Origin of the sequence: Curtobacterium sp. UCD-KPL2560 (assembly GCF_001705035.1) — a bacterium.
GTDB lineage: Bacteria > Actinomycetota > Actinomycetes > Actinomycetales > Microbacteriaceae > Curtobacterium.
Genome location: NZ_MCIG01000001.1, coordinates 184,702 through 204,695, shown reverse-complemented (window position 1 = coordinate 204,695; position 19,994 = coordinate 184,702). Strand labels below are relative to the sequence as shown.

The window sequence follows — 19,994 nt, the reverse complement described above, 5'->3', positions numbered from 1 at the left end:
ACTATCATCGTCGAGTCATGGCCTCCCGATACGACTGCACCGACCCCGACGGGCTCCTGACCGGGATGCGGCTCGCACGTGCCGCGCTCGGACGCGGAGAGCTCGTCGTCGTCCCCACCGACACCGTGTACGGCCTGGCGGCGGACGCGTTCAGCGCGAGTGCCGTCCAGCGGCTGCTCGACGCCAAGGGGCGGACGCGCCAGTCCCCGCCGCCCGTGCTGATCCCCGGCCCGGCGACGCTCGAGGCGCTGGCGACCGACATCCCGCAGCAGGTCCGCGACCTCGTCGACGCCTTCTGGCCCGGCGGGCTCACGGTGATCCTGCGCGCGCAGCCGTCGCTCGACTGGGACCTGGGGGAGACCCGGGGCACCGTGGCGCTCCGCATGCCCGACTCGCGCATCGCGCTCGAGCTCCTGCAGGAGGTCGGCCCGCTCGCGGTCTCCTCGGCGAACAGCACGGGGGACCCGGCCGCGATGGACGTGGACCGTGCCGAGGCGATGCTCGGCGACAGCGTGTCGGTCTACCTCGACGGCGGACCGCTCCCCGAGCACGAGGGCTTCGCCGCGTCCACCGGGTCGACGATCGTCGACGCGACGGGCCTCTCGTCCGGCGGCACGCTGACGATCGTCCGGCACGGGGTGATCCCCGACGACGAGATCGTCCGGGTCGTCGGAGCCGACCACGTCTCGTGAAGTACTACCTGCTCGCGGGGGCGATCGCCGCGGTCGTGAGCTTCTGCATGAGCTGGATCGTGTGGAAGGCCGGGCTGCGGTACGGCTGGTACCCGAAGGTCCGCGAGCGTGACGTGCACCGCACGCCGACGCCGCGGCTCGGCGGCATCGCGATGTACATCGGCGTCATCGTCGCGATGCTCGCGGCGTGGTTCCTGTTCCCGTCGATCGCGGGCACCGACTACTTCCGGCTGGTGTTCAGCGAACCGGGCCGCGTGCTCGCCGTGCTCGGCGGGGCGACCATCATCGTGGTCCTCGGCGTCGCGGACGACATCTGGGACCTCGACTGGATGACGAAGCTCGCGGGGCAGATCATCGCCGCGGGCATCCTCGCGTGGCAGGGCGTCGCGATCGTGTCGCTGCCCATCGGCAACACGCTCGGGGTCGGGTCCTCGTACATGAGCCTGATCTTCACCGTGCTCGCCGTGGTGCTCGTGATGAACGCGGTCAACTTCATCGACGGGCTCGACGGCCTGGTCGCCGGAGTCGCGATCATCGCGGGAGGGGTGTTCTTCCTCTACACGTTCTTCATCAACCGCGTGGTCGTGCAGACCGAGTTCTTCTTCAACCTGCCGTCGCTGCTCACCGCGGTGCTCGTCGGCGCGTGCGCCGGCTTCCTCGTGCTGAACTGGCACCCCGCGAAGCTCTTCATGGGCGACGCGGGTGCGCTCCTCGTCGGCTTCCTGATGGCCACGAGCGCGGTGTCGGTCACGGGCAACATCGACCCCGCCGCGGTGCAGACACGCCAGGCGCTCCTGCCGGCGTTCATCCCGATCCTGCTGCCGTTCGCGATCCTCATCGTGCCGATCCTCGACTTCGGGCTGGCGGTCACCCGGCGGCTCAGCGCGGGGAAGTCGCCGTTCTCGGCCGATCGCAAGCACCTGCACCACCGCCTGCTCGACATGGGCCACTCGCACTTCCACGCCGTCCTCGTGTTCTACGCCTGGACCGCCACCGTCGCGGTCGGCTGCCTGCTGTTCCTGTTCGTGGACTGGTACTGGGTCGTGGCCGTCGTCGCGGTCGGCTTCACCGTCTGCGCCGTCGCCACCTTCGCCCCGCTGGGCCGCAAGCGTGCCGAGTTCGCCGCGCAGGTCGCCACCCGGTCGTCGTCCGTCGTCGACGCCCGACTCGACCCGCTGGACCGCGCCGCCAACGACCGATCGATCCCTGGAGACCCCTCGTGACCACACCGAACGCGCTCGACCACGTCCGTCCGGTGTTCCGCCGGATCCTCGTCTGGGCGGCCGTCCTCGCCGTCGCCCTCGCCGTCGTCGGGGGAGTCGTGGGTCTCGTGGTCAGCGGCACGCCCGGTCTCGTCGGCGGCCTGCTCGGCGCCGTGCTCAGCGTCGTGTTCCTCGGCCTGACGGCGGTCTCGGTGCTCGTGGCGCTGCGCGTCTCCAAGGGGCAGATGATCTCCGGCGCCTTCTTCGGCATCGTGATGGGGACCTGGTTCCTGAAGTTCGTGCTCTTCCTCGTCGTGCTCATCGCCCTGCGCGACCGGAGCTGGGTCGACTTCCCGGTCCTGGCCGTCGTCATCATCGCCGGCGTCGTGGGCTCCCTGGTGATCGACGTGGTCGTCGTCGCGAAGGCCCGCATCCCGATCGGCGTTGCCCTGCCCGGTGACGGCGCGGACCGACCGGCAGAGCCTGGGAAGCCCGACCCGCGCGTCTGAGAGCCCGAGCAGGCTCTCTCACCTGATAGGGTTTGTTGCGTCCGCGTCCGGAGCAATGCTCGGAGCGGACAGCCTCCACACAGTCCACCATCGCGTGCCATGACGTGCGCGCGCCGACACAGGAGACAGCGCTGCTATCCCACGCTCTTCCCCTGTCCCTCACCGCTGCGGCCAACACCGTTGCGGCGGGGAGCAGTAAGGCCGCCGAATTCCATGGTCCGTCGATCGGGGAGTTCTTCCCGGACCCGATCTTCTTCGCGGGCACGCCCTTCGAGATCGATCGCGTCGTCATCATCCGCTTCATCGCGGTCGCCGTGCTGCTCGTCTTCGCGTTCGCGGGCACCCGTGCACTGAAGCTCGTCCCCAACCGGGGTCAGGCGTTCATCGAGTACGCGTTCGACGTCGTCCGCCGCAACACCTTCGACAACCTCGGTGAGAAGGACGGCAAGCGGTTCCTGCCGCTGCTGGCGACGATCTTCTTCGGCGTCCTCTTCATGAACCTCACCGGCCTCATCCCGGCGCTGAACCTCGGTGGCACCAGCCGCATCGCGATGCCGATGATCCTCGCGATCGTCGCCTACGTCGCGTTCATCTACGCCGGCCTCCGCAAGCACCCGGGTGCGTTCCTCCGCAACGCGCTCTTCCCGCCCGGGGTGCCGTGGCCGCTCTACATCATCGTGACGCCGATCGAGCTGGTCTCGACCTTCGTGCTCCGTCCCGTCACGCTGACGCTGCGACTCCTGATGAACATGGTCGTCGGGCACCTGCTCCTCGTCCTGTTCTTCTCGGCCACGTGGTTCTTCTTCTTCGACGCCGAGGGCCTCTTCAAGTTCTTCGGCATCGGGACCCTGGCGTTCGGCATCGCCTTCAGCTTCTTCGAGATCCTCGTCGCGCTGCTCCAGGCCTACGTCTTCATGCTCCTCACCGCCGTCTACATCCAGCTGGCGCTGGCCGACGAGCACTGATTCCTCACTGACCCCCTACGGGACCGGCGACCGTCGGACCCGCACCTCGAAAGGAAAACACGTGGACGCAACGACCGTTCTCGCGGAGATCAACGGCAACATCGCGACGGTTGGCTACGGCCTCGCTGCGATCGGCCCGGCCATCGGCGTCGGCATCGTCGTCGGCAAGACGATCGAGTCCGTCGCTCGCCAGCCCGAGCTCCAGGGCCGCCTGACGACCCTCATGTACATCGGTATCGCCTTCACCGAGGCCCTCGCGTTCATCGGTATCGCGACGTACTTCATCTTCACCAACTAAGGTTCCTCGATGCAGCACGCACTCATCATCGCGGCGGAGGAGAACATCAATCCGCTGATCCCCCCGGTGTACGACATCGTGTGGTCCGCGGTGGCCTTCGTCATCATCTTCCTGGTGTTCTGGCGTGTCGTCACGCCGCGCATCACGAAGATGCTCGATGAGCGCACCGAGGCCATCGAGGGTGGCATCAAGAAGGCCGAAGCTGCCCAGGAGCAGGCCGCGGCCGCGCTCGACGAGTACAACAAGCAGCTCGCCGACGCCCGTGCCGAGGCCTCGCGGATCCGTGAGCAGGCCCGTGCCGACGCGACCGCGATCGGCAACGAGGTGCGCGAGCAGGCCTCGGCCGACGCCGCGCGCATCACCGCCAACGCCCAGGCCCAGATCGAGGCCGAGCGCCAGTCCGCTCTGCAGTCGCTGCGGAGCGAGGTGGGCACCCTCGCCCTCGACCTCGCCTCCGGCGTGATCGGGGAGTCGCTCAAGGACGACGCGAAGTCGGCAGCGGTCGTGGACCGCTTCCTCGCCGACCTCGAGGCGTCCCAGGGCCAGACGGCCGGGGAGCGCTGAGCATGCGCAGCGCCACCAGGGAAGCACTCGGGTCGACGAGGGCGGTGCTCGCCGACCTCGGCGGTGCCGTCACGCTCGACACGGGTGTCCAGATCCTCGCCGCAGGGCGGGCGATCGCCGGTGCGCCGCAGCTCCTGGGCCTGCTGTCCGACCCGACCGCCGACGCCGTCGGCAAGAAGGTGCTGATCGACCGCGTCTTCGCCGGGCAGTCGACCGAGACGCGCGCGGTCCTGACCGCCGTGGCCGGGTCGCGCTGGTCCTCGCAGGAGGACCTGCTCGCCGGCATCGAGGACGCGGGCATCCGCGCCGTCGCCGCCACCGCGTCGTCGGACACCTCGATCGAGGCCGAGCTGTTCGCGTTCGAGACCGCGGTGCGGTCCGACGCGAAGCTCGAACTCGCGCTCGGCACGAAGCTCGGCAGTGCGTCCGAGAAGGCGTCGCTCGTCGAGCGGCTCCTCGCGGACAAGACGTCGGCGCAGACGACCGCGATCCTGTCGCACCTCGTGCAGCAGCCCCGTGGCCGCCGCATCGGTGAACTGGTCCGCGACGCCTCGCGCATCGTGGCCGACCAGGCGGGCAAGCTCGTCGCGACGGTCGTCACCGCGTCCCCGCTCTCGGACGGCCAGGCGGCTCGCGTCGCCCGGGGTCTCGCCGAGCGGTACGGCAAGGACATCAGCGTGAACCGCGTCGTCGACCCCGCGGTCGTCGGCGGGGTGCGCGTGCAGGTCGGTGGCGACGTCATCGACGGCACGGTGTCCACGCGCCTGTCGGAGCTCCGGCTCCAGCTCGCCGGCTGAGCGTACGGTCGAAGCCGCCCCACCCAAGTCCACAACGGGAACTGCCGGTCAGGCAGCATCACCCTCTCGGAGCCGCAGGGCCCCGGAAACCAACAAGGAAAATCCCATGGCAGACATCACCATCAGCCCCGATGAGATCCGTGATGCCCTGAAGGACTTCGTCTCGAACTACGAGCCGACGAAGGCCTCCACGGCCGAGGTCGGGCACGTCACCGACGCGGGCGACGGCATCGCGCACGTCGAGGGCCTCCCCGGCGTCATGGCGAACGAGCTCATCCGCTTCGAGGACGGGACCCTCGGTCTCGCGCAGAACCTCGACGAGGACGAGATCGGCGCCATCGTGCTCGGCGAGTTCGCCGGCATCGAGGAAGGCCAGGAGGTCACCCGCACGGGTGAGGTCCTCTCGGCTCCCGTCGGCGACGGCTTCCTCGGTCGCGTCGTCGACCCGCTCGGCGCCCCGATCGACGGCCTCGGCGAGATCCAGGCCGAGGGCCGTCGTGCCCTCGAGCTGCAGGCGCCCGGCGTCATGTCCCGCAAGTCGGTGCACGAGCCGCTCCAGACCGGCATCAAGGCGATCGACGCGATGATCCCCGTCGGCCGTGGCCAGCGTCAGCTGATCATCGGCGACCGCCAGACCGGCAAGACGGCCATCGCGATCGACACGATCATCAACCAGAAGGCCAACTGGGAGTCGGGCGACGAGAACAAGCAGGTCCGCTGCATCTACGTCGCCATCGGCCAGAAGGGCTCCACGATCGCCTCCGTCAAGGGCGCGCTCGAGGACGCCGGTGCGATGGAGTACACGACCATCGTCGCGGCCCCCGCCTCCGACCCGGCCGGCTTCAAGTACCTCGCCCCGTACACCGGTTCGGCCATCGGCCAGCACTGGATGTACCAGGGCAAGCACGTCCTCATCATCTTCGACGACCTGTCGAAGCAGGCCGAGGCCTACCGTGCGGTGTCGCTCCTCCTGCGTCGTCCGCCGGGGCGTGAGGCCTACCCGGGTGACGTCTTCTACCTGCACTCCCGTCTGCTGGAGCGTTGCGCGAAGCTGTCCGACGAGCTCGGCGCCGGGTCGATGACGGGTCTGCCCATCATCGAGACCAAGGCGAACGACGTCTCGGCGTACATCCCGACCAACGTGATCTCGATCACCGACGGCCAGATCTTCCTGCAGTCGGACCTGTTCAACGCGAACCAGCGTCCGGCCGTCGACGTGGGCATCTCGGTGTCCCGCGTCGGTGGTGACGCACAGGTCAAGTCGATCAAGAAGGTCTCCGGCACGCTCAAGCTCGAGCTCGCGCAGTACCGCTCGCTTGAGGCGTTCGCGATGTTCGCATCCGACCTCGACCAGGCGTCGCGTCGTCAGCTCGACCGTGGTGCGCGTCTGACCGAGCTCCTCAAGCAGCCGCAGTACTCGCCGTACCCGGTCGAGGAGCAGGTCGTCTCGATCTGGGCCGGCACGAACGGCAAGCTCGACGAGGTGCCCGTCTCCGACGTGCTCCGCTTCGAGTCCGAGCTGCTCGAGCACCTGCGTCGCAACTCCGACGTCCTGACCACCCTGCGCGAGACCAACCAGCTCAGCGACGACACCGTTGCTGCGATGGAGCGCGAGATCGACGCCTTCACGAAGGGCTTCCAGACGAGCGACGGCAAGACGCTCGGCTCGGAGCAGTTCGACGCGGCCCAGGCCGAGGATGTCGACCAGGAGCAGATCGTCAAGGGTCGTCGCTAGATGGCGGCACAGGTCCGGGTCTACCGACAGCGCATCAAGTCGGCGAAGACCACGAAGAAGGTCACTCGCGCGATGGAGCTGATCTCGGCGTCGCGGATCCAGAAGGCGCAGGCTCGCATGGCCGCGTCCGGCCCGTACTCGCGGGCCGTGACGCGGGCCGTGTCGGCCGTGGCGACGTTCTCGAACGTCGACCACGTCCTCACCACCGAGCCCGAGACGTCGACGCGCGCCGCGGTCGTCCTCTTCACCTCGGACCGCGGCCTCAACGGCGCGTTCAGCACCAACGTCCTCAAGCAGGGCGAGGAACTGGCGTCGTTGCTCCGCAGCGAGGGCAAGGACGTCGTGTTCTACCTGGTCGGGCGCAAGTCCGTCGGGTACTTCGCGTTCCGTGAGCGCCCGTCCGAGCGCCAGTGGATCGGCGGCACCGACCAGCCCGAGTTCGCCACGGCGAAGGAGATCGGCGACGCGGTCGTGTCGAAGTTCCTCCAGGACACGACCGAGGGCGGCGTGGACGAGATCCACATCGTCTTCAACCGGTTCATCAGCCTAGCGACCCAGGAGCCGCAGGTCGTGCGCCTGCTCCCGCTCGAGGTCGTCGAGGGTGTCGAGGAGCCGACGTCCGGCGAGTCGCTGCCGCTGTACGAGTTCGAGCCGGACGCCGACGCGGTGCTCGACGCGCTGCTCCCGGTGTACATCGAGAGCCGGATCTTCAACGCCATGCTGCAGTCGGCTGCCTCCGAGCACGCCGCCCGCCAGAAGGCGATGAAGTCCGCCAGCGACAACGCCGACTCGCTCATCAGCGAGTACACCCGTCTCGCGAACAACGCGCGTCAGGCCGAGATCACCCAGCAGATCTCCGAGATCGTCGGCGGCGCCGACGCCCTCTCGTCGAAGAAGAAGTAGTCCGCGTCGTTCGCGGACACACCACCCCCTCAGGAAGGCACCAGCCATGACCGACACCGCTACCACCGCGGTCGAGACGTCGTCGGCGCCCGGTGTCGGCCGGATCGCCCGTGTCACGGGCCCCGTCGTCGACATCGAGTTCCCGCACGACGCAATCCCGGAGATGTACAACCTCCTGTTCACGACGATCACCATCGGTGACTCGTCGCAGGAGATCGGCCTCGAGGTCGCGCAGCACCTGGGCGACGACCTCGTCCGTGCCATCTCCCTGAAGCCGACCGACGGTCTGGTCCGTGGCCAGGAGGTCCGTGACTCGGGCGCCCCGATCTCGGTCCCCGTCGGTGACGTCACCAAGGGCAAGGTCTTCGACGTGCTGGGCAACGTGCTCAACACCGACGAGAAGCTCGAGATCACCGAGCGCTGGCCGATCCACCGCAAGGCCCCGGCCTTCGACCAGCTCGAGTCCAAGACCTCGATGTTCGAGACCGGCATCAAGTCGATCGACCTCCTCACGCCCTACGTGCAGGGTGGCAAGATCGGCCTCTTCGGTGGTGCGGGCGTCGGCAAGACCGTCCTCATCCAGGAGATGATCCAGCGCGTCGCGCAGGACCACGGCGGTGTGTCGGTGTTCGCCGGTGTCGGTGAGCGCACCCGTGAGGGCAACGACCTCATCGGTGAGATGGAAGAGGCGGGGGTCTTCGACAAGACCGCCCTCGTGTTCGGCCAGATGGACGAGCCGCCGGGAACGCGTCTGCGCGTGGCCCTGTCGGCGCTGACGATGGCGGAGTACTTCCGCGACGTCCAGAAGCAGGACGTGCTCCTCTTCATCGACAACATCTTCCGCTTCACGCAGGCCGGTTCCGAGGTCTCGACGCTGCTCGGTCGCATGCCGTCCGCGGTGGGCTACCAGCCGAACCTCGCCGACGAGATGGGTGTGCTCCAGGAGCGCATCACCTCGACGCGTGGTCACTCGATCACCTCGCTGCAGGCGATCTACGTCCCCGCCGACGACTACACCGACCCGGCGCCGGCGACCACGTTCGCGCACCTCGACGCCACGACCGAGCTCTCCCGTGAGATCGCGTCGCAGGGCCTGTACCCGGCCATCGACCCGCTGACCTCCACGTCGCGGATCATGGACCCCCGGTACCTGGGTGCCGACCACTACGAGACCGCGACGCGCGTCAAGCAGATCCTCCAGAAGAACAAGGAGCTGCAGGAGATCATCGCCATCCTCGGTGTCGACGAGCTCTCCGAAGAGGACAAGATCACGGTGGAGCGCGCACGCCGCATCCAGCAGTTCCTGTCCCAGAACACCTACATGGCGAAGAAGTTCACGGGTGTCGAGGGCTCCACGGTGCCGCTCAAGGACACCATCGAGTCCTTCCGCGCCATCGCCGACGGCGAGTTCGACCACGTTGCGACGCAGGCGTTCTTCAACGTCGGTGGCATCAACGACGTGGAAGAGAAGTGGGCGCAGATCCAGAAGGAGAACCGCTGACATGGCGGCACTCACCGTGAGCGTCGTCTCGGCGGACCGTGAGGTCTGGACGGGCGAGGCCACCATGGTCGTGGCACGCACGACGGAGGGCCAGATCGGCATCCTCGCGGGACACGAGCCGCTGCTCGCGACCCTCGCGCAGGGCCAGGTCCGCATCACCCGGGCCGACGGTTCGACGGTGGCTGCGGACGCCGAGGACGGCTTCCTGTCGGTCGAGCACGACACGGTCACGATCGTGGCGCGGCAGGCCGCGCTGGCGTCCTGACCGGACTGACCGTCCTCCTCCCGCCGTCCGAGACGAAGCGGGAGGGCGGGGACCCGGAGCGCACCCTCGACCTGGGTGCACTCTCCTTCCCGGAACTGTCCGACGAACGGGCCGCGGTGATCACCGCGGCCCGTTCCGTCAGTTCCGAGGAGTCCACCGCGCGGACGGCCCTCAAGCTGGGACCGCGGTCGATCGCCGAACGGTTCCGGAACCTGACGCTCGACACGTCGCCGACCATGTCGGCGATCGAGCGCTACACCGGCGTCCTCTACGACCCCCTCGACGTGGCGTCCGCCGACGACGCGACGCGGCGGTGGTGGGCGGAGCACGTCGTCGTGCAGTCGGCGATGTTCGGGCCCGTGGGCGCGGGCGACCCGATCCCGGCGTACCGGCTCTCGCACGACGCGCGGCTCGGTGCGCTCAAGCTCGCGCGGCACTGGCCCGGGCCCTCGAGCGCGGCGATCGCGCAGCGGCGTGCTGGGTTGGTCCTGGACCTGCGGTCGGAGGGCTACCGTGCCCTCGGCCCGGTCGACGACGCGGTGACGCTGCGGGTGGTGAGCGTCGACGGCGGAGGTCGTCGGAAGGCGCTCAACCACTGGAACAAGACGGCGAAGGGCCGCATGGTCGGCCTGCTGGGTCGCACGGGTGCGGATGTGAGGTCGATGGAGGACCTGCTCGCGTGGGCCGCCGCGAACGGGGTCGCGATCGAGCGCACGTCCGACGGGTGGGACCTGGTCGCGGAGAGCCTGGAACCGCGCGCAGGCTGATCCTCCACAGGTCGGGTGGCGCGGCCCTCCCTCCACAGGTGGTCGGCTCCGACCGGTCTGGAGGCGCGGCGCACGTCACGATCTCGTGCATGACCTCGACTCCAGGACGAACCCCGGCTGCCCAGACCCGCTACCCCCGCGAGATCGCGGCGGCGGTGACCCTCCGCGCCGCGTGCGCGGCGCTGGTCGCGCCGACCTCGCCGGCCGACGTGCCCCACACGGACCGGTTGCGGTCCGCGACCGTGCGGACGGCGTGCGGGGCCCTCGCGACCCGCTTCGCCATCCTGCGCTTCCTGACCGCGGTCGACCGACCCGATCCGCGCACGGTCGTGCCGTTCGACCCGTTCCGCGAGCCGACGCCACCGGCCCTGCGGGGCGAAGGACCGGCACCCGACGGTGCCGTCGTGCGGAGCGCGGGGGACCGGCTGACGGCAGCATGGCAGGCGTGGCGGCGTGACGGCCCCTCGTCGGTCGACGACGCGATCGCCGCCGCCGGAGCGCTGGCCGTCGGTGCGTGGTGTGCGTGGGCACTCGGTTCGTCCGCGCGGGCCGAGGTCCGGGCCCGCCACGCGCTCGACACGTGGTCGGACGACCCGCTCGCGGCGCTCGTGCTGCGGTCGGTGCGCCTGGGCGTCGGGCCGTCCTGGGACCGCACACCGAGCAGGGGCGCGACGGGGCGGACAGGATCGTCTACGGTGGAGTGACCATGCAGCGAGACACCAACGACGGCGAGGTGCCCGTCAGCGACGTCGGAGCACGGGCGGGCGTCGAGCAGGCGCGGCCCCAGCGGGCGCTCGTCGAAGCGGCGGACGCTGATCGGCGTTGCAGCGGCGGTGCGGCGGACGACACGGTGCTGCGGGCGGCCCGCCCGTCGGTCGTCACGGGGCCGGACCGCGACGACCTCGGGGACACGGTCATCGTCGCGCGGTCGTTCGGCGCAGCGGGCTCGCCCGGCGCCGGGGGCTCGCCGGACGACACGATCGTGCGGAGCCGACACGACGACACCGTCCTCGTGAGCCGACCGCCGCACCCGCTCGGAACCGACCAGACGACCACGGGGGGACGTCCTGACCACCGTGTGTCGGGCCTCCAGACCGGCGTGCCCGGGACGGGACCGACGGCGACCCGGACGCGCGTCCCGTCCGTCCGCGTCGGCGGTCGGACGGTCCGGCTCGACCGTCCCGTCGTCGTCGGCCGCAGGCCGTCGCCGCCCCGCGTCCTGACCGGACCCGGACCCGAGCTGGTGACCGTGCCCTCGCCGAGCGGTCAGGTCTCGTCGTCGCACGTCGCCCTGCACGCCGAGGGCGAGGCCGTCGTCGTCGAGGACCTGCGCTCGACGAACGGCACCGTGATCCGACCCGCCGGGGCGGCCGCGTCGCGCATGCCCGCGGGTGCCTCGATCGTCGTCCTGACCGGTACGCTCGTCGAGATCGGTGACGGCAACGTCATCGAGGTCCTGTCGCCGCACCTGCGTGTCGGTTCCTCCGACCGTCTCCCGCCCGTCCCCTCGGCACCGGTGACCGGCTGACCGGCCGGCACGCCCCGAACCCCCAGAGAGCGACCCTGAAACCGTGACCGAACTCGGCCGAGCAGCCACCGAGCACGCCATCGACGTCCCCGGGGCCGACGGCTCCGTCCTCACGCTCTCCTGGGGAGCCGCGACGGACGTCGGACGCCGACGGGACCACAACGAGGACAGCTACCTCGTCGGGGCGCCGTTCTTCGTCGTCGCCGACGGCATGGGTGGGCACCTCGCCGGCGACCGTGCGAGCGACGCGGTGGTCCGCCGGCTCGAGCAGTCGGTCGACGGTGCGTTCTCGTCGCGGAAGCAGATCCAGCAGGCACTCCTCCTGGCGACCGCCGACATCGAACGTGCTGCGGGCGGCAACGCGCTCGGCGCCGGGACGACGGTGACCGGGCTCGCGCTCGTGTCCTCCGACGGTCAGCCCGCGGCGCTCGTGTTCAACGTCGGGGACTCCCGCACCTACCGCATCGAGGACGGCACGCTCCGCCGCGTCACGGTCGACCACTCGGTCGTGCAGGAGATGGTGGACGCCGGTCTGCTCCGTGCCGAGGACGCCGAGCAACACCCCGACAGCAACGTGATCACGCGGGCGGTCGGGTTCGGCGAACCGCCGGTCCCGGACTGGTGGACGCTGCCGCTCCGGGCCGGCGACCGCTACCTCATCTGCTCCGACGGCCTGACCAAGGAGCTCGGCGACGTCGGCATCAGCCGCATCGCCGCACGCGTCCCCGGCGCCCAGGAGCTGGCCGAGCGCCTCGTCGGTGACGCCGTCGTGGCCGGTGGCCGCGACAACGTCACGGTCGTCGTGCTCCAGGTCGACGGCGCCCCGGCGGAGAGCGACCTCGAGGACACCCTCCCGCGCCACTGAGCACCGGTGCCCCTCGAAGAGGGGGCGATGCCGGGGGAGTCCGCGGCACCGGGCCGTCGGTGGGCCCTTCGTAGAATGGCACCACCGCGACGACACCACCGACCGTCCGCCGGGACCGGTCGCCACGAGAGGGGACGACGACGATGGCGCGACGCCTGCCGTCCGACCCACCCGTCATCCCGGGCTCCAGTCCGGTGCACGTCCTCGGCTCCGGCGGGTTCGCCGACGTCTTCCTCTACGAGCAGGACATGCCGCGACGCCAGGTCGCGGTCAAGGTGTTGCTCGACGAGGTCGTCGACGACCGCGTGCGCCAGATGTTCCAGGCCGAGGCGAACCTGATGGCGCGCCTGAGCACGCACCCGTCGATCCTCACGGTGTTCCAGGCGAGCGTGGCGGCCGACGGACGGCCCTACCTCGTGATGGAGCTGTGCTCGTCGTCGCTCAGCGAGCGGTACCGCCGGGAACCCCTGCCGGTGTCCGAGGTCCTGTCCATCGGCGTGCGGATCGGCTCGGCGCTCGAGACCGCGCACCGCGAGGGCGTGCTCCACCGCGACGTGAAGCCCTCGAACATCCTGCGGACCGCGTACGGCAACCCCGTGCTGTCCGACTTCGGCATCGCGGCGACGATCGGCGGGGCAGACCCGAACGAGCCCGTCGGGATGTCGATCCCGTGGTCCGCTCCCGAGGTGCTGGCCGACGAGTCCACCGGCAGCGTGCAGTCCGAGGTCTACTCCCTCGCCGCGACGGTCTACTCCCTGCTCGCCGGGCGGAGTCCGTTCGAGGTCCGGGGCGGGAAGAACGGCGCTGCCGACCTCATGGCGCGCATCGACAAGGGCGGGGTCCCGCCGATCGGCCGACCGGACGTGCCGCCGTCCCTCGACCGTCTGCTCGCGACCGCGATGTCCCGCCGGGTCGCCGCGCGGCCGTCGACCGTGCTCGAGCTCGTCCGCGGCCTCCAGCAGGTCGAGGCCGAGCTCGGGCTGCCACAGACCGCCGCCGAGGTCGCGGTCGAGGCCTGGGCCACGTCGATGCCCGGCGCCGACCGGGACCGCACCGTCGTGCGCGAACTCCTGCCGCAGGCCCGGGCCGGCCGACGCCGGCGCACGCGACGCCCGCTGCAGGGCGGTGCGTCCGTCGGTGCCCAGAGCGTCGGCACCGTCCACCGGACCGGCTCCGCGACCCGGACGCGCTCGACCGTCGTCTGGGTCGCGTCGGCCGCGGCGCTCGTGGTCGTCGCCCTCGCCGTCGCGACCGTCCTCGTCGTGACGCGGCTCGGGACGGCGTCGATCCCGGTCGTGGCGGACGTCCGTGCGGAGTCCGCCCAGGGAGCGGTGTCGTTCTCGTGGGACGACCCCGGTGTGCGCCCCGGCGACACCTACGTCATCACCTCGGACGGCGCGACGAGCCAGCAGACGGGGACGACCTTCGTCGTCTCGGGGACCCCGGGTGACGAGGAGTGCATCACCGTCGCCGTGAACCGTGACGGCAAGACCGGGACCGCGAGCCCGGAGCGGTGCGGGACGAGCGGTGGCGCACGGTGATCCGGGCCTTCCTCGCGAAGCGGCGGTCCGCGGTCGTGACGCTCGGCGCCTCCGTGGTGGTCGGCGCGGTCGTGGCGACCGCCGCCGTGGTCTCCACGGGGTACCACACGCAGCGCATCGACCTCGGGGACGGCACCGTGTGGGTGCCCTCGGCCGAGTACGGCGCGGTCGGCCGGGCGAACACCGGGGTGCTCGAGCTCAACACGGCCGTCGAGAGCCCGAGCGACGACCTCGGCGTCCTGCAGCGCGGCAGCGAGGTCTACAGCGTCGACCGCACGAAGGGCACCGTGGCGAAGGTGGACGTCGCGGACGCCACCCTGGGCGACCCGGTCACGCTGCCGGCGGGGACGCCGCAGGTCTTCTTCGCCGGCGACACCGCGGTCGTCGGCAACACGTACACCGGCGAGCTCTGGTCGACCCCGGCCGCGGAGCTCGCGCGGTTCGACGCCGCCACCAAGGCCGACCTGACGCTCGGCGCCGACGCGGTCTTCGACGCCTCCGACGACCACGTCGCGGTCTACTCGCCGCGGACCGGCCGCGCGTCGCTCGTCGACGTGGGGACACAGCTCCGGGTCGACCGCAGCTGGCAGGTGCGCGCCGACCGCGACCACGACTTCCAGGTGGCATCCTCCGGCGAGCACGTCGCGGTGCTCGACCGCACCGCGGGCACCCTGTCGGTCGACGGCACCCCCGTCGACCTCGGTGACCGCATCGGGAGCGCCCCGGCACTGCAACGGTCGTCGGACCGTACCGCTGCGTTCGTCGTGGCGGGCACCGCCGGGCTGGTCCGTGTCAGCCCGTCGGGGCAGGTCGAGGCGACCGCCCTCGGTGTCGCCGGCCGCCCGGCCCGGCCCGTCGTCGTCGGGTCCTGCACCTACGCGGCGTGGGCTGGCGGACAGGCCGTCGACTCCTGCCGTGGTCGAGCGGTGCAGCGGCTCGCGAGCACCGACGGAGTCGCCGACCTGCAGATCCTGCGGAACGGCGACACCGTCGTCGCGAACGACCCGCGGAGCGGCCGGTCCTGGGCCATCGACCGCAGCGGCCAGCTGATCGACAACTGGGCCGACCTGGTGCGACGCGACGACGAGCAGCAGCGCGAGCAGGTCTCCGCGGACGACCCCCAGGTCGACAAGGACCAGAAACCGCCCGTCGCCGTCGACGACGACCTCGGAGCCCGCCCTGGGCGCACCACCAGCCTGCCGGTGCTGCTGAACGACCACGACCCGAACGGCGACCCGCTGGTGATCGCCGACGTCGGCGCGGTCGACGCGCGCACCGGCACCGTGGCCGTCGTCGGCGACGGGCAGCGTCTCCAGATCACGCTGCCCGCGGACGCCACGGGGACGATCTCGTTCCCGTACACGATCACCGACGGCAACGGCGGCTCGGCCTCGGCCACCGTCCGGGTCTCCGTCCGGCCCGAGTCCGAGAACGAGCCCCCGCAGCAGGTCCGCTCGACGTCGGCGGACGTCGTGCGCAACGGCCACGTCGTCACGAACGTGCTGTCCGACTGGGTCGACCCCGACGGGGACCCGGTGTACCTGCGGTCGGCGACCGCGGACGGCGACACCGTGTCGACCACGCCGGACGGACTCGTCGACTTCCGCAACCAGAGCGGACGCACGGGGGACCGACCGGTGCAGCTCGTCGTGAGCGACGGCCGCGACGACGGCCGCGGCACCATGACCGTGCGGGTCGCCGACCCCGGACAGGTGCCACTGCGCGCCGACGCCTTCGCGGTCCAGGGCTACGCAGGGAAGCCCTTCGAGGTCCGTCCGCTCGACCACGTGCGCGGCGGCAACGGCACGGTGACCCTGACGAGCGTGTCCTCGTCCTCCGGCCTCACCGTCACGCCGGCCTACGACGCGGGGACCTTCCGCGTCGAGGGCACGGCGGCCGGCGACCACCAGCTCGAGTACACCGTCACCGACGGCACGAAGACGACGAGCGGCGTCGTGCGCGTCGGCGTGCTCGCGCCGCCCGACGCCTCGACGCCGCCGGTCACCACACCGAAGACCGTGTTCGTCCCGACGTTGTCGACGAAGGACACCGACGTCACCGCCACCGACACCGACCCCGCCGGCGGCGTGCTCATGGTCACCGCGCTCGACGGGCCCGACCGCGGCTCCGGCGTGCAGGCCACCGTGCTCGACCAGCACACGGTCCGCGTCACCCTGACGGCCCCGCTCGACGGCCCGGTGACCTTCCGCTACACGGAGTCGAACGGGCTCGCGACGGCGACCGGCACCGTGACGGTCGTCGAGATCCCACGGCCCGAGCGGATCCAGCCGCCCGTCGCCCAGGCCGACACCGCCACGGTGCGCGTCGGGGACGTGGCCGAGATCGACGTCCTCGCGAACGACACCCAGCCCGAGGGCGAGCCGCTCACCCTCGTGCCCGAGCTCGTCCAGAACGTGCCGGGCGACGGCGGGCTGCTGTTCGTCTCGGGCGACCGGCTCCGCTACCTCGCGCCGAAGACGCCCGGAAGCCACACGGCGGTGTACCGCGTGGCCGGGCCCGACGGGCAGTACGCCGACGCCACCGTGACGATCTCCGTCCGGGAACGCGAGGCGGCGACGAACAACCCACCGGTCCCGAAGACGGTCACCGCCCGGGCGGTCGCCGGCCAGTCGGTGCGGGTCACCGTCCCGCTGAACGGCATCGACCCGGACGGCGACTCCGTCCAGCTCGTCGGCGTGGCGGACAACCCCGAGAAGGGGTCGGTCAGCGACGTCACGACGGACGCCTTCACCTACGAGGCGGGCGACTACTCCGCCGGGACCGACGAGTTCACCTACACCGTCGTCGACGCCCTCGGTGCGCGTGCGACCGGGACCGTCCGCGTCGGCATCGCGCCGCGCGCCGAGCAGGCCTCCGACCCGGTCGCGCAGCCCGACCGCGTCACGATCCGACCGGGCGGCAGCGTCGCCGTCCGGGTGTTGCAGAACGACTCGGACCCCGAGGGCGGCCAGCTGCGCGTCACGGCGGCGACCCCGACTGCTGACGGCGTGGTGGCGAAGGTCGTGCGCGGGAGCCAGGTCCGCGTGACCCCGCCACGGACCGCGACGAGCGGGGACTTCGCCGTGCTGTACACGGTGGAGAACCCGACCGGTGGGTCGAGCACGGCGTTCCTGACCGTGACCGTCGACCCCGACGCCCGGCCCCTCCGCCCCGAGGTCGACGACACCGTGCTCGACCTGCAGGACATCCTGCGACGGCAGAGCGTCACGGTCGACGTCCTCCGCAACGTCTTCTTCGCCGAGGGGTCGACGTCCCGCCTCCGGGTCGGCGTCGTCGACGGGTACGGCGACACCGCCCAGGTCACGCCGGACCGTCGCATCGCGGTGCGTCTGACCGACGCGTCGCAGGTGATCCCGTTCTCGGTGACCCGCGAGGACCATCCCGACGTCACCTCGTACGGGTTCATCCACGTCCCCGGCTTCGACGACGCCCTGCCCCAGGTCGACCGGAGCGCGGGCGCGATCACGGTGACGAGCGAGTCGACGGTGCGCATCCCGCTCGACCGGTACGTCGTCACCGCGAACGGCCGGACCGCGCAGATCACCGACCGGGGCACGGTCAAGGCGACCCACGCCGACGGCGGCGACCTCGTCGTCGACCGCTCCACCCTGCAGTTCACCTCGGCGAAGCTCTACTACGGCAGCGCCTCGATCTCGTTCGAGGTGACCGACGGTTCGAGTGCGAACGGCGGCAAGGGGCGTGTGGCGACCCTCGTCCTGCCGATCAAGGTGACGCCCCGGTCGAACCAGCCGCCGGCGTTCACCGGCTCGACGCTCGACCTGCAGCCCGGTGACACGCGCACGATCGACCTGACCAAGCTCACCGACTACCCGTACCCGGACGACCTCGACGAGCTCCGCTGGTCCGTGGTCAGCCGGCCCGGGTCCGGCACCACCGCGACCGTCGACGGCCGCCAGCTGCGCATCGACGTCGCCGACTCGGCGCAGAAGGGCACGTCGGCATCGATCGGGATCGGCGTGGCCGACGCCGCTGCGGCCGGACGGTCGGGCGTCGTCACGGTCGACGTCGTCGGGTCCACCCGGCCGCTCGTGCAGCCCGGCGCGGACCGGGCGGTCACGAAGCGCGGCACGTCGACCACCGTCGACGTGCTCGACAACGACCAGCCGACCAACCCGTTCCCGGCGCAGCGGCTCCGCGTGGTCGCCATCCGCGGCCTGGACGGTGGGCTGCCCGCAGGGGTGTCGGTGACCCCGAGCGCGGACCGGTCCCGGCTCCAGGTCGCGGTCGCCGCGGGCGCACAGCCGGTCGACGCGCACCTGCAGTACCAGGTCGCCGACGCGACGGACGACCCGGACCGCTTCGTGTGGGGCGACGTGACCGTCTCGGTGCAGGACGTCCCGGACGCACCGGGTGCCCCCACCCGCACGGGGTCGTACCAGGGCGGGCAGGCGACGGTGTCGTGGTCGGCGCCGCAGGCCAACAACTCGCCGATCACCGGGTACCGGCTGCTGGGCACGGGCGGGCTGTCGAAGGACTGCGGCACGTCGACCGTGTGCACGGTCACGGGCCTCGACCCCTCGGCGTCGTACCGGTTCTCGGTCGTCGCGAGGAACGCCGTCGGCGACTCCGAGCCCTCGGCCACCTCGGTCCCGATCAGCGCCGACTTCGTGCCGGCCGCACCGAAGGGCCTGACCGTGACGCCGGACACGAGCACGCCGAACCAGCTCGACGTGCGCTGGGACGCGGTGGGCGCACCGAACGGCGGCACGCCGGTGACGGACCACGTCGTCACCGTCACCGGTCCTGGGCTCTCCACGACCCGGAGCGTCGGCACCGCCACGAGCACCTCGTTCACCGGCGTGCAGGGCGGACAGTCCTACCAGGTACGGGTGTCGGCGCGGAACGCGGCCGACCGTGACGGTTCGGTCGTGCAGTGGAACGAGGCGTCGGCCTCGGGCACGGCGGTCGGCAGCCCGGCCACGCCGCTGTTGCGCGCGACCGGTCAGCGCAGCGGGTCGACCACGGCGGTCGACCTGCAAGCGACCGAGTCGGACTGGGGCGGTGGCGGCCAGGGCTGGCGCATCGCGAAGTACCCGGCGGGAGCATCGATCCCGGGCGGCTGCTCGACGGCGGGTGCGGAGCGCGTCTGGAACGCTGCCAGCGCGACCGACCAGATCTCGAGCGGCTACCGGTACGTCGCGCTGGCCGACAACGGGCTCTTCTGCACGGCATCGGCACCCGCGGACGTCGAGGGCTTCGAGACGCCGTCGGCTCCTTCCGGCACCGTCTCGGTCGTCCAGGACGCGGGGGACCGGTCGACGTGGACCCTCACCGTGCGCGCGACGTCCACGTCCCCGTTCCTGTACTACTCGGTCGGTGGCGGCCCGCTCGTGCGCTTCGACGGGACGGCGTCGGCGGGAGCCGGTGCGGGCTTCGGCCTGGAGAGCAGCATCGTGTTCACGTCGTGTGCGACGGACGGCGACTACTGCGCCGCGAGCGGACCGGTCACGGGGACGGCCTTCACGACGCGTGCGACCATCGCCGGGGCAACGGTCGGCCAGTCTCCGGTCATCAACGCCCCGGACAACAACGGCAAGCTCACGCCGAGCGGGTACCGGATCAGCTACTGCACGAACGGACTGTTCGGGTCGTGCTCGACGACGAACCCGGCGACCGGGAGACCCTGGGCCACCACGGACGCCGTCCCCGCCGGCTTCGACACCATCCGGGTGCAGGCGACGGTGTCCGGTCAGCAGGACCCCGACGCTGCGACGCGCGCGATCCAAGCCGCCCCCGCCGGGACACCGCCGTCCACAGGCACCGGCGGGTGACCCACGGCGGCACCGCCGCCCCGTACGCTGCCCCTACCGCACCACGAGC

Annotated in this window: 17 protein-coding genes; all 17 read left to right on the top strand. The window is 71.3% G+C overall.

Going from position 1 to position 19,994, the window contains the following annotated elements; all coding sequences use genetic code 11:
- Positions 1–17 precede the first annotated feature (17 nt).
- The 17 genes from BEP24_RS00895 (at position 18) to BEP24_RS00815 (ending at position 19,945) form a co-directional block, all read left to right on the top strand.
- Positions 18–692: an L-threonylcarbamoyladenylate synthase gene (locus BEP24_RS00895; RefSeq protein ID WP_065959262.1), complete on the top strand. Its 675-nt coding sequence runs from the start codon at positions 18–20 to the stop codon at positions 690–692.
- A complete protein-coding gene (locus BEP24_RS00890) occupies positions 689–1,915 on the top strand; it encodes an MraY family glycosyltransferase (RefSeq protein ID WP_139197476.1) in 1,227 nt (408 codons plus the stop codon). Before BEP24_RS00895 ends, BEP24_RS00890 begins: the two co-directional genes overlap by 4 nt.
- Positions 1,912–2,403, top strand: a complete 492-nt coding sequence (locus BEP24_RS00885; RefSeq protein WP_083229954.1) for a hypothetical protein — start codon at positions 1,912–1,914, stop codon at positions 2,401–2,403. Before BEP24_RS00890 ends, BEP24_RS00885 begins: the two co-directional genes overlap by 4 nt.
- A 104-nt stretch (positions 2,404–2,507) precedes the next feature.
- Positions 2,508–3,368 (top strand): F0F1 ATP synthase subunit A, encoded by an 861-nt coding sequence (gene atpB / locus BEP24_RS00880; protein ID WP_253181519.1) that lies wholly within the window; start codon positions 2,508–2,510, stop codon positions 3,366–3,368.
- A 61-nt stretch (positions 3,369–3,429) separates the two neighbouring features.
- Positions 3,430–3,666, top strand: a complete 237-nt coding sequence (gene atpE / locus BEP24_RS00875) for an ATP synthase F0 subunit C (protein ID WP_027465781.1) — start codon at positions 3,430–3,432, stop codon at positions 3,664–3,666.
- Between the two features lie 9 nt (positions 3,667–3,675).
- The gene (locus BEP24_RS00870; RefSeq protein ID WP_065959259.1) at positions 3,676–4,230 is read left to right on the top strand and encodes a F0F1 ATP synthase subunit B; all 555 of its coding nucleotides are present in this window, start codon (positions 3,676–3,678) and stop codon (positions 4,228–4,230) included.
- A 2-nt stretch (positions 4,231–4,232) separates the two neighbouring features.
- Positions 4,233–5,027 (top strand): F0F1 ATP synthase subunit delta, encoded by a 795-nt coding sequence (locus BEP24_RS00865; RefSeq protein ID WP_065959256.1) that lies wholly within the window; start codon positions 4,233–4,235, stop codon positions 5,025–5,027.
- 106 nt (positions 5,028–5,133) lie between these two features.
- Entirely contained in the window at positions 5,134–6,762 is a 1,629-nt protein-coding gene (gene atpA / locus BEP24_RS00860) for a F0F1 ATP synthase subunit alpha (protein WP_065959254.1), read from the top strand.
- Entirely contained in the window at positions 6,763–7,665 is a 903-nt protein-coding gene (locus tag BEP24_RS00855; RefSeq protein ID WP_065959252.1) for a F0F1 ATP synthase subunit gamma, read from the top strand.
- Between the two features lie 46 nt (positions 7,666–7,711).
- Complete coding sequence (gene atpD, locus BEP24_RS00850; RefSeq protein WP_065959250.1) at positions 7,712–9,166, top strand: F0F1 ATP synthase subunit beta; 1,455 nt, start codon at positions 7,712–7,714, stop codon at positions 9,164–9,166.
- A gap of 1 nt (position 9,167) precedes the next feature.
- Positions 9,168–9,431, top strand: coding sequence for a F0F1 ATP synthase subunit epsilon (locus BEP24_RS00845; protein WP_065959246.1), 264 nt, complete (start codon positions 9,168–9,170; stop codon positions 9,429–9,431).
- Positions 9,428–10,198, top strand: coding sequence for a peroxide stress protein YaaA (gene yaaA, locus BEP24_RS00840; RefSeq protein ID WP_366556875.1), 771 nt, complete (start codon positions 9,428–9,430; stop codon positions 10,196–10,198). Before BEP24_RS00845 ends, yaaA begins: the two co-directional genes overlap by 4 nt.
- Before the next feature lie 89 nt (positions 10,199–10,287).
- Positions 10,288–10,902, top strand: coding sequence for a hypothetical protein (locus tag BEP24_RS00835; protein ID WP_065959242.1), 615 nt, complete (start codon positions 10,288–10,290; stop codon positions 10,900–10,902).
- Positions 10,903–10,904: 2 nt separating this feature from the next.
- Entirely contained in the window at positions 10,905–11,726 is an 822-nt protein-coding gene (locus BEP24_RS00830) for an FHA domain-containing protein (protein WP_065959240.1), read from the top strand.
- A gap of 43 nt (positions 11,727–11,769) precedes the next feature.
- A complete protein-coding gene (locus tag BEP24_RS00825) occupies positions 11,770–12,591 on the top strand; it encodes a protein phosphatase 2C domain-containing protein (RefSeq protein ID WP_065959237.1) in 822 nt (273 codons plus the stop codon).
- A 143-nt stretch (positions 12,592–12,734) separates the two neighbouring features.
- Positions 12,735–14,132 carry a serine/threonine-protein kinase gene (locus BEP24_RS00820; protein ID WP_065959235.1) on the top strand — a complete coding sequence of 466 codons (1,398 nt, stop codon included), beginning with the start codon at positions 12,735–12,737 and terminating at the stop codon, positions 14,130–14,132.
- Entirely contained in the window at positions 14,105–19,945 is a 5,841-nt protein-coding gene (locus BEP24_RS00815; protein ID WP_065959233.1) for an Ig-like domain-containing protein, read from the top strand. Before BEP24_RS00820 ends, BEP24_RS00815 begins: the two co-directional genes overlap by 28 nt.
- Positions 19,946–19,994 lie beyond the last annotated feature (49 nt).